Genomic DNA, 12,757 nt, shown 5'->3' with positions numbered 1-12,757 from the left:
GGTATGGAACATGACTGCGATCATCGAGACCACGACGACGGGGCTGCGGGACAGCGCCGCGGTCGACACCGCGCTCGTCGAGGGCCCGCGCACACTGCGCAGACTCCCCGAAGGCGTCGCCTCCAGGCCCTACGAACTGTTCGGGGTACGACCGCTCGGCGCCCTCATCGGCGCCGAGATCCACGGCGTGGACCTGCGCGAGGAGGTCGGCGAGGAGCTGCGCGGCGAACTCCACCGCGCCCTCCTGGAGTACAAGGTCATCTTCTTCCGCGACCAGCCGATCGACTCCGCGCGCCAGAAGGCCCTCGCCCGGATGTGGGGCGAGCTGGAGACCAACCCGTTCATCGAGCAGGGGGACGACGCCCACGTCGCCCGGTTCGCCAAGGGCGACATGCCGCCCAGCTACGAGAACGTCTGGCACACCGACGTGACCTGGCGGGAGCGGCCCGCCCTCGGGGCGATCCTCCGGCTGGTGGAGGTCCCGCCCATGGGCGGCGACACCCTGTGGGCCGACATGGCCGCCGCCTACGACAACCTGCCCGACTCCGTCAAGGAGCGTATCGAGGGGCGCACGGCCGTCCACGACGTCATCCCCGGGTTCTCGCGGTTCCTGGACGAGCGGAGGCTCCTGGAGTGGCAGGACCGGTTCCCGCCGGTCGAGCACCCCGTCGTGCGAACGCACCCCGAGACCGGCCGCAGGACGCTGTTCGTGAACGTCTCCTTCACGACCCGCATCGTGGGGCTGGAGCGGGCGGAGAGCGACGAGATCCTGCGCTTCCTGTTCCAGCAGGCGCACGCCCCGGAGTTCCAGGTGCGCTTCCGGTGGGAGCGCGACTCGATCGCGTTCTGGGACAACCGCGCGACCCAGCACTACGCCGTGAACGACTACCACCCCCATCGCCGGATCGCCGAGCGCGTCGCCATCGTGGGGGACCGCCCCTTCTAGGTCGTGTCCCCGGACCTCCGGCCCGCTCCGGTCTCCCGGTGCGGGCCGGTCTCCGGAGAGGTCCCCGGTGACTCCGGCGTGCCGGCGCGGCCCTGATCGCCCAGCTCGCCTTCGACGGGATGTTCCCGCCGGTACGGCGGTCGGTGTCGCGGTGCCGACCGTAGGCGTCCCCGGTGCGGTCCGAACCGCTGCGCGGCAGGGAGGGGCGCCCTGTGTCGTCCGGGGGTGCGTTCCCGGGCCCGCGGAGGGGGCGTCCCCGGTCAGGGCCGCCGAGCGTTCCACCCATCCCTCTATGTGGGACGGTGTTCGACAAAGTGGGACGGGTGGCGTTTACCTGTCGGAGTACGGAGGACCCACGGCGCGACGGAACGGATGAGATGGACGACTACTCGGCGGCCCGACTCGTGGCACTCGACTGGGGCACCAGCTCCTGCCGCGCCTACCTCCTGACGGAGGACGGAACCGTCCTCGACCACAGGTCCAACGGCGACGGCGTCATGCGCGTCACGGGCGGCGCCCGCGAGGCGGGGACCACCCGCGCGCAGGCCTTCGACCAGGCGCTGCGCGCCCTGTGCCTCGACTGGGTGGAGGGAGCCCCCGGGCCCCTCCCCGTCATCGCGAGCGGCATGGTCGGCAGCGACCAGGGATGGGCCGCGGCCCCCTACGTCGAACTGCCGGCCGACCCCCTCGCGGCGCCGCTGCCGCTGACGGCGGTCGACTCCTCGCTGGGCCCGGTGCACATCCTGCCAGGGCTCGCCGCCCCCGGAACCCTGCCCGGCCTCCTGCGCGGCGAGGAGACGCAGATCGTCGGCGCCCTGCTCGCGGACCGGGCCGGGACCGGCGCCGGGCACGCGACGGCCGGCTCCCCGGAGGGCCCCGGAGGGGACCCGGAGCAGGCCTCCGGCGGAGCCCGGGAACGGGTCTTCGTCCTCCCGGGCACCCACGCCAAATGGGTGCGGCTCCGGGACTCCGTCATCACCGGCTTCACCACCCACATGAGCGGCGAGGTCTACGCACTGCTCATGGAGGGCAGCATCCTCGGCCGCCTCGCGCGGCCGGCGGAGGGCGACCGCTGGGAGGCCTACGAGCGGGGCCTCGACGTCGCGATGGGCCCTGACGGGGACTCCGGGTTCCTCGGAACCCTCTTCTCCGCCCGCGCCCTCGTCGTCACCGGCCGCCTCAGGCCCGACCAGGTGGGCGACTACGTCTCCGGCCTCGTCATCGGCAGCGAGGTCCGGGGCGAGGCCGGCGGCACGGCGGGCGCCCCCGGCCCCGGCGCGGCCGACGTCCTCCTCCTGGGAACCGACGACCTGTGCGACCGCTACGAGCGCGCGCTCGCCAGAGCGGGGGTCCGGTCCACCCGGGGCTCCACGGAGACCACCCCCCGCGCACTGGCCCACCTGGCCCGCCGGGCGGGACTGCTCGACGCCCGGGACGGCCGCGACGGCGCCGCGGACCCGGCCGGGGCCGGCGGTTCCGGCTCCTCGGACCGCGCGCCGGCGTCCCCCTGACGACCCGAGCCCCGTCCGCACGACCGGCGGGGGACCTGACCGTCCGGGCATCCACACGACCCACGGAGAGACCATGACCGACACCCGACGCCCCAGCGGGCTCATCGCCATCCTGCGCGGCCTGGCCGCCGCGGACGCGGCCCGCGTGGGCTCCGCCCTCTACGAGACCGGACTGCGGACCCTGGAGGTCCCGCTGAACTCCCCGGACCCCCTGCGCGCGATCGAGGTCCTGCGCTCGGAGCTGCCGGGAGACGCCCGCGTCGGAGCCGGGACCGTGCTCACCACCGCGCAGGTGCGCTCCGTGCACGACGCGGGAGGCCAGATCGTGGTGTCGCCCAACGTCGACGCCGACGTCGTCCGCGAGACCGTCGCCCTGGGCATGGACTCCTACCCGGGCGTGGCCACGATCACCGAGGCGTTCACCGCCGTGCACGCCGGGGCCGGCGCGGTCAAGCTCTTCCCCTCCTCCCAGGTGGGGATCGACGGGATGAAGGCCTGGCGCGCGGTTCTGCCCGCCCACGTCGAACTCGTCCCCGTCGGCGGGATCGGCCCCGCCTCCCTCGGCGCGTGGGTCGAGGCGGGCGCGACCGGTTTCGGTATCGGCTCCGCGGTCTACCGGCCGGGGATCGCCGCCGAGGAGATGACGGCGGTCGCCCGGGAACTGGTCGGCGCCTGGCGCGAGGCCGAGCCGCGGCTCCGCCCGTTGACGGCGTAGAAGCCTGCGACCAGCCGTGGAGAGCGGGACGGCGCCCCGGGCGGTGAACGGGGGCCCCGTCCGCCTCGGTATCCTCGGCAGCGCCCCACGACGTATCCGCGAGAGGACACACCATGACCACCGAGCTGAGCCACGACGCCCTGGCAGGGCAGTTCGAGCAGGCCAGGAAGGACTACGCGGACCTGGCCGCCCGCGGCCTCTCGCTGGACCTCACCCGGGGCAAGCCCGCACCCGAGCAGCTGGACCTCTCCGAGGACCTGCTCGGCCTCCCCGGCGACACGCACACCGCCGCCGACGGCACTGACGTGCGCAACTACGGCGGGCTCCAGGGCCTGCCCGAACTGCGCGAGATCTTCGCCGGGGTCCTCCAGACGCCGGTCGGACAGCTGCTCGCCCTCGGCAACTCCAGCCTCGAACTCATGCACGACAGCATCGTGCACGCCCTGCTCGGCGTGCTCCCGGGCGCCGAGCGCCGCTGGGTCGACGAGGAGCGCATCGCGTTCCTGTGCCCCGTCCCCGGGTACGACCGACACTTCGCCCTGTGCGAGCGCTTCGGCATCGAGATGATCCCGGTGGCGATGACCCCCGACGGCCCGGACATGGACGAGGTCGAGCGCCTGGCCGCCGCGGACCCGGCGGTCAAGGGCATCTGGTGCGTGCCCAAGTACAGCAACCCGGACGGCGTCAGCTACAGCGACGAGACCGTGGCCCGCCTCGCGGCCATGCCGACCGCCGCCCCCGACTTCCGGATCTTCTGGGACAACGCCTACGCCGCCCACCACCTCACCGACGAGCCCGTCGAGATCGCCGACCTGCTCGCGGCCTGCGCGGACAGCGGCAACCCCGACCGGGCGTTCGTCTTCGGCTCCAGCTCGAAGATCACCTTCGCCGGCGCGGGCGTCGCCTTCTTCGGCTCCTCGCCCGCCAACGTGAAGTGGCTGCTCGCCAACAACGGCAAGCGCTCCATCGGCCCCGACAAGGTCAACCAGCTGCGCCACGCGCGGTTCCTGCGCGACGAGGCGGGGGTGCGCGCCCACATGGACGCCCAGCGCGCCCTGCTGCGGCCCAAGTTCGACGCCGTGCGGCGCATCCTGGACGCGGAGCTCGCCGGTACCGGTCTGGCCACGTGGACCGAGCCCAAGGGCGGCTACTTCGTCACCCTGCGGGTCCAGGACGGCTGCGCCAAGGAGGTCGTGCGCCGCGCGGCCGACGCGGGCATCGTGCTCACCCCGGCCGGCGCCACCCACCCCTACGGCGACGACCCGAGCGACGCCACCATCCGCATCGCGCCCAGCTTCCCGGGCCAGGACGACCTGGAGCAGGCGATGCTCGGTCTGACCGTCTGCGTGCGCCTGGTGGGGTACGAGAAGCAGCTGGAGGGCTGACCCGCCGGAGGACCCGGGACCGTTCCCGCGCCGTGCGGGACCGGAGTGTACGGCGGAGTCCCCGCGAGCCGGTGGAGGACAAGCCACCGGCCCAAGCGGGGGCTCCGTTCCCGTGTGCGGGGCCGGGCGCCGTCCCGGAGGCCGCGTGCGGCAGGGTTCCCGTTCGCCCCGGCGGTGACCGGCGGCTCACAGACCCTGGGCCCCGACCGGATCCGTGCCTCCCGAGAACGCGGCGGCCCCGCCCGCGACGACGCGCGGACGGGGCCGGGAGGGGCGGGTCAGCAGACGCTGTCGCCCGGCTTGGGCACTCCCAGCCCGAACAGGGTGCGGGCGCGCAGCCCGGCCCAGGTCCCGGCCAGGGCGAAGGCCGCCCACAGCCATCCGTGCAGACTGCCCGAGCCGATTCCGGCCAGGTAGGCGCCGATGTTGCAGCCGCCCGCCAGACGGGCGCCGATCCCCATCAGGACGCCGCCCACCAGCCCGGCGGCGACCAGGTTCCAGCTCAGACCGGTGTGCAGCTTCCACGTTCCGGCGGCGCCGGCGGCCACCGCCGCACCGAGGATGATCCCGATGTTGGTCAGGCTGTTCTTGTCCTGGAGGACCGGTCCGGCCAACTGAGCGGCCTGGTCCGGCTGGCTCCAGAACGCCCAGGTCTCCGGGTGCAGGCCCACCAGCTGCAGGGCCTTGGCGCCCCACAGGTTGAACGCGGAGGTGATGCCCCAGGGGCCTCCGGAGACCACCAGCACCGCGGTACCGAGCGCCGCCAGGACCAGGGCCCCGGCGATCAGGGGCCAGCTGCCGCGCACCACGCGCAGCGCGCCCCGGGCCGAGGGCGGGGCGCTCACGGGCGGCGGGACGCGGCGGTTCTGCACCGCCCGCGTGCCCACGACCAGCGCAACGAGGAGGGCGATGGTGATCGCCCACGAGCCGCCCCACCCGACGTGGTCGGAGAGCAGGAACGGCGGAAGCGCGGGCAGGTCGGCGACCAGCGGCCACGCGGCGCTGTAGATCACCGAGCCCGCGATGAACCCGACCAGGGTGATGACGATCGCGGACTGCCCCGAGCCGACCGCGAAGAGGGTGCCCGAGGCGCAGGCGCCGCCGAGCTGCATGCCGATCCCGAACAGGAACGCCCCCAGGAACAGGGCGATGCCGATGGGGCCGGCCGACGGTGCCGGGGTGCTGCCGAACAACCCCGTTCCGGTACCGATGACCAGGGCGAACAGGGTCGCGGTCGTGCCCAGCAGGACCGCGTGCGCGCGCAGGCCGGTGCCGTTGCCGACGGCGAGGAACTGCCTCCAGGCGGAGGTGAAGCCGAACCGGGAGTGGAACAGGGTGAAGCCCAGGCCGGTGCCCAGGACCAGCAGCACGGCGGGCAGGGCGCCGTGCGCGTTCCACACGAAGGCGGCCAGCGCGAGCGCACCCGCCAGGGCGACGCCCAGCGGCCACCAGCGGACCGGGTCGGCCTCGGGCGCCCTGGGCGGCGGCACGGAGAGCGTGGGTCGCCAGGTCAGGGCGAGGGCGGGCGAGACGGTCGCGGTGGCGCCGTCGCCGGCGGGACCGGTAGCGGTTCCCACCGAGTCGGTATTTCCGGGCGGTGTGGTGGGGTTGGCGGTCATACGGGTGCTGTCCAAACCATGCGGTGGCGGGGAACGGCGATGGTCCGGGCGGGGACCGAGGCCGTGAAACAGGGACGACTGCGTCCGGAGGACGGGGACCGGTGCCGGGCACGGGCGCCCGCGGGAGGCGGGGAGGGAACCCCGGAGCCTCGGGTCAGCGCACGCCTTCGCGGCACCGGCGGCGACAGAGGCCGTCATCGGTGCTCGTCAGCGACATGGAGATGAGGACCATGCGCAGGAAGCGGGCTGTATCAGACACGGCGAACATTCTAGGACACGGCGCTTCCGTGGCAACGGGCGGGCACGGTGGGCCGCGCCACCATCGGCTGCTCACGAGGGCGCGGAGGGGGCCGGGGCGGTGCGGAACCGGGAGCGGCAGGCCGGGGAGAGGGGCGGGACGCGCCGGACAGGGGGCGCGCGGTGAACGGGGGCGGCCCCGTCCGGGGCGCGGTGACGCACCTCGGGCAGGGCCGCACCTCGGTCGCTGTCCGGTCCGCCGCCGGAGGGCTGCGGACCGGACCCGTGGAATCACTCCGTCGCGTCCGCGCCCTTGGGGAGCACCACGACCGGCACCGTGGCGCTGTGCAGCACGCCCTGGCTCACCGATCCGAGGATGAGGCCCCGCACGCTGCCCCGGCCGCGCGAGCCCACCACGATCAGGTCCGCCTCGGCGCCCGCCTCGACCAGGGCGTCCACCGGGTTGCTCTCGGTGCGCACGACGGTGATGTCCAGCTTCTCCGTGCTCTCGTCCATGACCTCGGCCAGCACGCCCGACACGAGCTCCTCCGACCGCCGGTCCAGCAGGTCGTCGGGCGGGGTCCATCCGGCCGCGGCCAGCGACTCGGCGGCGAACGGCATCGGAACCTCCCAGCTGTTCACCACCACGACCGACTCGGCGCCGTTGCGCACGGCCTCGTGCAGGGCGAAGCCCAGCGCGCGCCGGGAGTCGTCCGAGCCGTCCACGCCCACCACGATTCGCTGGGAGTCGCGCAGCGGCGGGGTCTCGCCCTCCGGGGCCGGGACGACGGCCACGGGGCAGGTCGCGCGGGAGGCCAGGCGTACGCCCGCCGACCCGGCGAGGGCCGAGCGGACCGGGCCGAGACCGCGTGTGCCCACGACCACCAGGTCTTCGGGGTCGGTCCGGCGCAGGAGGGCGATGTGAGGCTCCTCCAGGGCCAGGACCGTCTGGACCTCCAGCCCGGGCCGGATGGAGCGCGCGTGCTCGGCGGCCTCGTCCAGGATGCGCCGCCCCTGCTCGGCGACCTCCTCCGGCGCGGGGAAACGGGTCGGTCCCGCGTAGACGGACATCACCATCGGCATGGACAGGGCGTGCACGGCGTACAGGGGGACGCCCCGTCGCGCCGCCTCCGTCGCCGCCCACTCCAGCGCGGACCGCGCGGTCGCCGATCCGTCGACGCCCACCGCGACCTTGGGGGAAGGTACCTGCTCGTCGGCCATGAATCCTCCTTCGTCCGGGGATGTCGGATCCCCCGTCGAGACTGCCGTACCCGCGACGTACCGAACCAACAGTCGCGGGGCGTGGCGGGAAATTCGTCACACCCGGGGACCTCCGTCCCGGGTCCTTCGGTCCCGGGGCGATCGACACCGCACAGGGTTGTTGTCCGTCACCGGTTCCCCGCATGGACCCCCATGGGGCAGGTTGGTGTGGACGAAGGAAGTCCTGCCGGCTGGTGGCCCAGAGCCGTGGATGTCTGCTTTGTTCCCAGTGTCTGTTTCCTGAGAAGTTGGAAAATCGACCGCTCAGCGCTGGTAAGTTCGCAGTTCATTCACTGTGCTCCCCGCGCACGCGGGGATGGGCCCCCCGTATCTTGTGACCTAAGTCACTGGCGGATGTGCTCCCCGCGCACGCGGGGATGGACCCGGGCCCGCCCCGGAGCCGTCGTCGACCACCGGGAGCTTCGGACCTTCCTGGCCGTTCTTCAGTAGAGGGTTCCCCAGGATGAACGGGCGGGGTGGGCAGGATCCGTTCGGGGGCGCCGCGTAGAGCCGGAGCAGCTTCGCGCCACGGGCGCACCGTGGACCGGTGCGGCACCGGCGCATATCGGTGACACTCTTCCCTGACAGGTCAAGAGCCTGCCCGCGCTTCGCACGGGCAGGCTTCCGTTTGCGCGGCATCAACGCGCCTCAGGACAGGGGGCGCCACCGGCCCTGAGAACGCTGACCCGCCGCTGCTCACCGCGTCGCGAACCGCCGGACGAACCACTGGGTGAGAACCTCATCGACCGCCACCGTCGCGGGCAACTGGGGAGCCGGTTCCAACCCAGGCTCGTCGGCCAGCGGGTGGGCCAGGCCCGGCACAGTCGTCAGCTCGATCTCATCCGGACGCGCGTACCGCCCGCGAAGGGCCTTGACCAGGGAAAACGCATCTTCGCGCAATGCCGGGTGGTCGTGCTCGCCACTGACCAGCAGTAGCGGGGGCTCTCCGCTCAGCTCTCCGGCGCGGCCGACGAAATCCAGATCGTCGGCCGCCCTGCGGGATTCGGCGGTCCAACCGTAGGGCTGGCCGAGCCCGGCCGCGAGGAGTTCGACGCCCGCGCTCACCCGCACAGCTGGATTGACGAGCGCGACCGCCCCGATCGGTGTCGGCGGGGCTGTGAGCACTTGCAGAGCCACCGCCCCGCCGAGCGATGCACCGAGGATGCCGATCGGCTGGTCGTCGATCGGTAGCTGACGGCGCAGCTCGGCCAGCGCGGCCGGGAACTCCTCCACGGCCTGGTGGACAACCGGACCGAAATACGCCAACAGAATGTCTTCGCGAGCGAGTTCGAGGTGTCTGTCGAGACGGCCCTCGACCATGCGCGTACCACACAGCGGCATACCCAGGTGGACCCGCCAGGAGGGAACACCGGCCATGGGCAGTGCCGCTGCGAAGGCCGCGTCCGTGCGGGGCGCGTCCAGCATGTGCCAGGTCACGATCAACGGCGCGCGGTCGTTGCCCGTCCCGGACGGCGGGAGGGCTGTGAACGGCACACCTGCGGCTGTACCGGTGATCGCATCCATACACACTCCTACGGCTTTCGGGGTTATGCCGCCAACCGTAGGGGAGCTCTACCGGGCGCGGACGCCCTTTCTGCTGCGGGCAGACCTCCGGGCCCCGACCCCTGGCCGTCTGCGCCGCTGCCATGACGGCCACCGGGTTCCGCGAGCCCCGCAACGGTGATCAAGGGGAAGCCTGCCCACGCTTCGCGTGTGCGGCAACCGGTCGGGGCGGTCGCTCCCGGACCTCCGCGCTCCGCGCGGCGCCAGTCCGCGCCACCCCTCACCCCGTGGTCCCCGGTGTCCGCCCGCGCGAAGCCCACAGAGCGACTGGCCGGAGGGGTGGTCCCGGTCCGCCCCGCAGCCCCGGCCCCGGCGCACCCGATCAGCAGCACTCCCACCGCAACGGATCACACAGCCGCCCGCGTGGCAGCCGGGGCCGGGCGTGCCGAATCTGTCCACGTGCGCACCGCACGGCGGGACCTCCATCAGTGGTGACGGTGGTGAGCGCGACCGTCTGCCCCCCGCGCACGCGGGGATGGGGCCTGGGGCCCGTGCGCCACCCCCTCGACGCACGGGCCCGGTTCACGTGGCCACGCGGCGGCACCATTGGCGGACCGCCACCCCCAGGTAGGCGTTGTCCTGGGCCTCGACCCGTCTGCGGGCGGCTTCCAGGCGGGCCTTCGCGGCGTCGAACTGCTGCTGGGCGGCGATCTGTTCCAGGCGGGCCAGGCCAGCGGCGGCGTCCGCGGCGGACCGTTCCCGCTCCTGCATGACGCGGGACGCGAGGCGTTCGGCGTGCTCGGTGTAGCGGGGGACGATCGGGGTCCCGTCGCTGGCATGCGGGGGCCTGGACCGGGTGGTCACCGGTTTCCTCCTTCTACGGGCCGGGCTCGGTGCGGGCCTTCGTGGTGCGCCGAACCCGTCCGGGCGGGGATCCGGCGGGAACCACGGTCGCCCCGGGGGGGGGGGGGGGGGCGCTGTGCACGGCCCGTCCGGGTGGGTCAGGGCTGCGGCGAGGACTTCCCGGCGCGCAGGGTCTCGATGAGGGTCGCGACGTGTCCGGCGTCGCCCATCGCACCTACCTCCAGGGCGAGGGTGTGGACCTCCTCCAGGGCACGAACGATGTCGCTGCTGCCCGTTCCGGCGTGCAGGGCGTGGGTGATCTGTGCCGTGGGGTAACGACGGTGTCCGCCCAGGGTCTTGACCGAGGACAGGCGGCCGTCCTTCTCCCAGCGGGTGACGGTCTTGGGGTCCACCCGGAACAGGCGGGCGACCTCTCCGGGGGTGAGCAGGGCCCCGGCGTTCTCGACCAGGTCGGGCAGGGGTGCGGTGGGCACGATGGTTCTCCGTCAGCGTGTGTCGTCGGTTGCGGGTGGTCGATGGTGGGTGGGGTCGGGTCCGGTCCGGGGAAGTACGACCGGACCCGAGCAGGTGGGGCGGGGCCGCCGGCCCCCCTTTTGGCGGCGGCCCCGCGGCCCGGTGCGCATGCACCGGGCGGGGAACCTCCGGGCGGATCGATGCCACCCGGAGGGGGTTCTCAGGGGGAGCGGCCCACCGTGACCGTGCGGGTCACGTGCCGCATCTGGCGGGCGAGCAGGTCGGGGTCCGCGTACCGGAGCGGGGCCACCTGCGCCGGGCCGAGGTAGAACGCCACCCACACGCGCAGGGAGTAGGACCACATCACCCACCAGCACGGGTGGTGGTGGGTCAGCGATGCGGCCACCTGCTGATACTCGCGGTCCAGCGCTGGTGTCCACCCGCTCACGGGTTCTCCACCTTCGCGCGGATCGTCAGCGGCCCCGACCCCGCACCGGGGTTCGCCCAGTCCCACTCCCAGTACACGGCGATCTGGTCCACCAGGTGCAGGCCAGGGAGGGGCGCAAGGCGAGGGTCCCCCAGCCGGGGGTAGGGGACCACGGAGTCCGGGCGGGGGCCGCAGTCGGTGACCGCGATGGTGATGAGGAACGGTTTGACGTCGAGGACCACCCGAACCGTCCCGCCGGGGTCCCCGCTGAGAGTGTGCTGATGGGCGTTCGAGGTGAGAGCTTCGGCCACCAGCGAGACCGGTTTCGCGGCCCGCCGGGGGGTCACGGCCCGCAACCACTTGGACAGGGCGGTGTAGTCGCGCTCGTGGCCGAGGATGATGCCGTGGCGATGGGGCTCGGAGAACCCGATCCGGTGCGGGTACGGAACGCCGACAGGGTCGGGTTCGGGGTCTGCGTCTGGCTTCGGTGCGGCTGCGCCGGTAGGCTTCATGTGCTTCACCTCGTGTCTTTTCGGGACAGGTGGGGCCTTTTGCCCCGGTGTCGCAGCGAACGGCATCGGGGCGTTTTTATGGCTTAACCTGGTGGTGTGTCCGGTTCGACCACATGCCAGTCAGGTGAGCCCGGGGCCGGGTGCTGTGGTGTTGCGGATAACGACAAGATTCCACCAACGCCCGAGAATTTAAAGGCCAGAACGCAACCCCGCCACTCCTGTATAGATCGACGCAACTTTTGGCAAATTTCAGTAGACTTAGCGCAGGACCGCTGCTTTCATGGACCCATGCAAGACGTCAATGGCCGCAAGGTTCCAGATGTGCGATTCGGCATGGCGCTAATGCGGCAGCGCAAACGAGCTGGAAAGACCCAAGGTGCACTGGCCTCGCACATAAAGTGCACAACCGGACATATATCCCATGTGGAGAACGGTCGGAGGGCCCTGAGTGAGGCTTCGGTCGCCGAGGTCGACGCATTCCTCGACGCCGGGGGTCGACTCATCCGCACCTATGGTGATCTGTACGAACCGGACAGTGTGGATTGGCTGGGGCAACTCCACGAACACCAGGCCTCGGCGGAGGTGATCCGCGAATACCACAACAGCGTGTTCCCTGGAGTGATTCAGGTGAGCTCCTATGCGCGTGCCGTGTTCAGTTCCGGGTCGCCATGGTTGGGTGAGGAGGGGACCAAGGAGCGCGTGGCGGTCAGGCTCGAACGTTCCAAGGTCGTTCTACGCGCAAATGGCCCGCAATACCATGTAGTGCTCGATGACATCGTGCTTCACCGTCCCGTGGGGCCGCCCTCGACCATGAAGGAGCAGATCGACGAGGTCATCAAGAAGGCCGAGTCGGGCAGAATCATGCTGCAGATGCACGGCTGGGGCCAGTACCCCAACCCCGGTCTCGACGGGCCATACTCGGTACTGATGTCAGTAGGAGCTCCGGACCTGGTCTACGTGGAGTCGATCTACGGTGGCCAGTCAACTGATGACCCGGTGACGGTGCGGCAGTTCGGGGTGCTGTTCAGTAGATTGCAGGCGAACGCCCGCTCACCGGGCGATTCGTTGGCGTTGTTGAAGGAGTGGAGTGAGCGGTATGGCAAGGCCCAGTCAGCCTGAGCAGGGTCCGTGGCACAAGTCCAAGCGAAGCAACGGATCTCAGAACTGCGTCGAGGTGTCCGAGGGTGCGTATGTGCTTGTGAGGGACACTCAGAACCGTGAGCGCGGGCACGTGGAGTTCAGCCGGAAGGCGTGGACACAGGCATTGAGGGCGATGAAGTAGCCCCTCTCTTGGAACAGATCGGACCCCGCCACGGATGTTGGCG

General features: G+C 72.1%; 12 protein-coding genes and 1 pseudogene. 6 read left to right on the top strand and 7 right to left on the bottom strand.

Features of this window, described 5'->3' with window-relative positions:
- Window positions 1–10: 10 nt before the first annotated feature.
- From Q8791_RS09095 to Q8791_RS09080, 4 genes are all read left to right on the top strand, one after another.
- The gene (locus Q8791_RS09095) at window positions 11–946 is read left to right on the top strand and encodes a TauD/TfdA dioxygenase family protein (RefSeq protein WP_330091173.1); all 936 of its coding nucleotides are present in this window, start codon (window positions 11–13) and stop codon (window positions 944–946) included.
- Window positions 947–1,323: 377 nt separating this feature from the next.
- Window positions 1,324–2,457 carry a 2-dehydro-3-deoxygalactonokinase gene (locus Q8791_RS09090; RefSeq protein ID WP_330091172.1) on the top strand — a complete coding sequence of 378 codons (1,134 nt, stop codon included), beginning with the start codon at window positions 1,324–1,326 and terminating at the stop codon, window positions 2,455–2,457.
- 73 nt (window positions 2,458–2,530) lie between these two features.
- On the top strand, window positions 2,531–3,172 hold the full coding sequence (locus Q8791_RS09085; RefSeq protein ID WP_330091171.1) for a 2-dehydro-3-deoxy-6-phosphogalactonate aldolase: 642 nt from the start codon (window positions 2,531–2,533) through the stop codon (window positions 3,170–3,172).
- 113 nt (window positions 3,173–3,285) lie between these two features.
- The gene (locus Q8791_RS09080; RefSeq protein ID WP_330091170.1) at window positions 3,286–4,557 is read left to right on the top strand and encodes an aminotransferase class I/II-fold pyridoxal phosphate-dependent enzyme; all 1,272 of its coding nucleotides are present in this window, start codon (window positions 3,286–3,288) and stop codon (window positions 4,555–4,557) included.
- 278 nt (window positions 4,558–4,835) lie between these two features.
- On the opposite strand, the gene Q8791_RS09075 is transcribed toward Q8791_RS09080, so the two are convergent.
- The 7 genes and pseudogenes from Q8791_RS09075 to Q8791_RS09045 all read right to left on the bottom strand — a co-directional run bounded on the left by Q8791_RS09075 (window position 4,836) and on the right by Q8791_RS09045 (window position 11,432).
- Window positions 4,836–6,176, bottom strand: a complete 1,341-nt coding sequence (locus Q8791_RS09075) for a YeeE/YedE family protein (protein WP_330091169.1) — start codon at window positions 6,174–6,176, stop codon at window positions 4,836–4,838.
- 528 nt (window positions 6,177–6,704) lie between these two features.
- A complete protein-coding gene (locus Q8791_RS09070; protein WP_330091168.1) occupies window positions 6,705–7,634 on the bottom strand; it encodes a universal stress protein in 930 nt (309 codons plus the stop codon).
- A 735-nt stretch (window positions 7,635–8,369) separates the two neighbouring features.
- Complete coding sequence (locus tag Q8791_RS09065) at window positions 8,370–9,197, bottom strand: alpha/beta hydrolase family protein (protein ID WP_330091167.1); 828 nt, start codon at window positions 9,195–9,197, stop codon at window positions 8,370–8,372.
- 561 nt (window positions 9,198–9,758) lie between these two features.
- Complete coding sequence (locus Q8791_RS09060) at window positions 9,759–10,040, bottom strand: hypothetical protein (RefSeq protein WP_330091166.1); 282 nt, start codon at window positions 10,038–10,040, stop codon at window positions 9,759–9,761.
- A 275-nt stretch (window positions 10,041–10,315) separates the two neighbouring features.
- Window positions 10,316–10,498: pseudogene (locus Q8791_RS09055) on the bottom strand (BldC family transcriptional regulator); the annotation flags it as partial.
- Between the two features lie 215 nt (window positions 10,499–10,713).
- Complete coding sequence (locus Q8791_RS09050) at window positions 10,714–10,941, bottom strand: hypothetical protein (RefSeq protein WP_330091165.1); 228 nt, start codon at window positions 10,939–10,941, stop codon at window positions 10,714–10,716.
- Window positions 10,938–11,432, bottom strand: a complete 495-nt coding sequence (locus tag Q8791_RS09045; protein WP_330091164.1) for an ATP-binding protein — start codon at window positions 11,430–11,432, stop codon at window positions 10,938–10,940. Before Q8791_RS09045 ends, Q8791_RS09050 begins: the two co-directional genes overlap by 4 nt.
- Window positions 11,433–11,720: 288 nt before the next feature.
- Here Q8791_RS09045 and Q8791_RS09040 point away from each other — a divergent pair, with 288 nt between their 5' ends.
- Together Q8791_RS09040 and Q8791_RS09035 are read left to right on the top strand one after the other, a co-directional pair.
- On the top strand, window positions 11,721–12,551 hold the full coding sequence (locus Q8791_RS09040) for a helix-turn-helix domain-containing protein (protein WP_330091163.1): 831 nt from the start codon (window positions 11,721–11,723) through the stop codon (window positions 12,549–12,551).
- Window positions 12,529–12,714 (top strand): DUF397 domain-containing protein, encoded by a 186-nt coding sequence (locus Q8791_RS09035; RefSeq protein ID WP_330091162.1) that lies wholly within the window; start codon window positions 12,529–12,531, stop codon window positions 12,712–12,714. The genes Q8791_RS09040 and Q8791_RS09035 overlap by 23 nt, the downstream gene beginning before the upstream one ends.
- Window positions 12,715–12,757 lie beyond the last annotated feature (43 nt).

The organism is Nocardiopsis codii, from assembly GCF_036327455.1.
In the GTDB taxonomy this organism is placed as follows: Bacteria; Actinomycetota; Actinomycetes; order Streptosporangiales; family Streptosporangiaceae; genus Nocardiopsis; species Nocardiopsis codii.
This window is presented reverse-complemented; position numbering and strand designations above follow the sequence as displayed.